At 43.2% G+C, this 2,055-nt stretch carries 2 protein-coding genes; one reads left to right on the forward strand and one right to left on the reverse strand.

Annotated features, from left to right (window positions below; genetic code table 11):
- The first annotated feature begins 36 nt into the window (after positions 1-36).
- Positions 37-555, forward strand: a complete 519-nt coding sequence (locus tag VN429_RS01895; protein ID WP_325629200.1) for a YqhA family protein — start codon at positions 37-39, stop codon at positions 553-555.
- A gap of 152 nt (positions 556-707) precedes the next feature.
- On the opposite strand, the gene cls is transcribed toward VN429_RS01895, so the two are convergent.
- The coding region (gene cls / locus VN429_RS01900) for a cardiolipin synthase (RefSeq protein ID WP_325629202.1) at positions 708-2,055 on the reverse strand (1,348 nt) is incomplete at its 5' end.

Raw genomic sequence — 2,055 nt, forward strand, 5'->3', positions numbered from 1 at the left:
TTCTAATATACAACCGATCTCAACATTCTTTTATCTATGGATCTTGTCAAAGCGTTTCTTTCACTCAGATATGTCAGTATTATTGCTGTAATCTCCTCCTTTATCGGGGCTGTCCTTCTCTTTATTCTCGGTGCCCTCAAAATTGTGGGTGCACTCGGGGTTCTGCTCCTTGGAAAAGAGCCAATCTCACTCCTCATTGAAGCCCATGGAGCAGAGTCTGCAACATCTGGAGTTGTTATTCTTGTAATAAACGCGATTGACAGTTTCCTCTTTGCTCTTATCCTCCTGATATTCTCGTATGGCATATACACGCTATTTATAAACAGTTCATTAGTCGAGGAAGATCAATACCCTTCATGGATCAGGATAGGAAGCATCGCACAATTAAAACTCTATCTCACTCAGGTCGTCATTACCATTCTCTTTGTTCAATTCCTTGAGATATCAATCGTGAATGGGGAACATCTGGACTGGAAAGCGATTGTCCTTCCTGTCTCGATCCTCTGTCTCGCCGGGGCAATATATCTCATGCATGCCGGACATGATGATCATTAATAAACCAGGCAACCCTGATTTTTGAATGGAACTTTGTTCCTTACACTGGTTTATGTATTGGACACAGATATAAGCCCAAAAACTCCATGGGCCATATTGTCTCTTGTTATACATAACTTCATACCTTCTGAAAAATGCAAAAGGAGATGATTTCAGAGAAGTGGTGAGAATAATCGAGACATCGAGAGTTTGAATTTGAGTTTGGGCGAAAGTGCAGCAAATTTCTCTGCATCCAGGGCAGAGCAGACCTCAAGATCGGAAAGGAAATACTGTTTCAGTTGCTTTGCAATATCATGATCATACATGATAGCATTGGTCTCAAAATTTAACTTAAAACTTCGAACATCCCAGTTTGCACTTCCAACTGAGGCTGCAACCTCATCCACAACAATTGTTTTCGCATGAATAAACCCGGTATTATACGTGTATGCTTTAACCCCGGATTCAATCAACTGTTCGATATATGAAATACCTGCCCAGTATACAAACCAGTGATCTGGTTTTGCCGGCATCATAATCCTCACATCAATTCCCGCCAGAGCAGCCATCCGGAGTGCATCAAGAATGCTCTCATCAGGAATGAAATAGGGAGTCTGAATGTACACAGACTCATTTGCCAGATGTATCAGTTTCAGGTATGATTCCTTTATTGGATTCCAGTATGTGTCAGGACCACCTGATACAATCTGCATAGGGAGCCAAGATTCGGAAGACCTGGTATGTTCTGGAAAATATCTGGGGTTATAGGTAATTTCATCACTTTTTGATGCATAGTTCCAGTCAAGGAAGAACCTGATTTGCATTGCAGCAACAGCGTCTCCATCTACCTGAACTGCTGTATCACGCCAGGGTGCCCATTTAGGATCACGGCTGAGATAATCATCTCCAATATTGAATCCTCCGATAAACCCGGTTTTCCCATCAATGACTGCTATTTTCCTGTGATTCCGGTAGTTGATGCGTGGATGGGTGATATGGATGAGAGAGGGAAAGAAGAACTCAAGTTTTCCCCCGGCTTCGAGGAATGACCTGAAAAATTCTTTTCCCGGCCCTGCAGCTCCAAGCCCATCTCCCAGGAATCTGACCGAGACCCCTGCCTGAGCACGTTCTGTCAATGCTGAAAAGATTTCATTTCCAATGGCATCATCTTTGAGAATGTAATATTCCAAATGGATATGGTCTTTGGCGCCGCGAATTGCTTCTAATAAAGCTGAAAATTTATCATTCCCATCAATGAAAATACGAGCCTGGTTATGTACGGAAATAAAAGCTCGGTTACTCTCCATCAGCATCAGCATCATCCGCCGGTACGAATCCGGGATCGGCTGCTCTGTTGGGAGTACTTTGTGGAAGAGCTCCTTCTTCTGGGATTCGATGATGCTCGTGAGTACATCATCATCTTCCTGTTTAATCCTGAACATGCGATCCCGGTGAAAACTCTGACCGATGAAAAGATAGAGAATAAAACCGATAACCGGGATAAACACCAGGGCCATCAGC

The sequence above is a fragment of the Methanospirillum sp. genome, from assembly GCF_035560735.1.
Classification (GTDB): Archaea; Halobacteriota; Methanomicrobia; order Methanomicrobiales; family Methanospirillaceae; genus Methanospirillum.

Bases quoted from the DNA above. Each gene is read 5' to 3' on its own strand.
- VN429_RS01895 (WP_325629200.1), top strand. From the start codon at position 37: ATGGATCTTGTCAAAGCGTTTCTTTCACTCAGATATGTCAGTATTATT.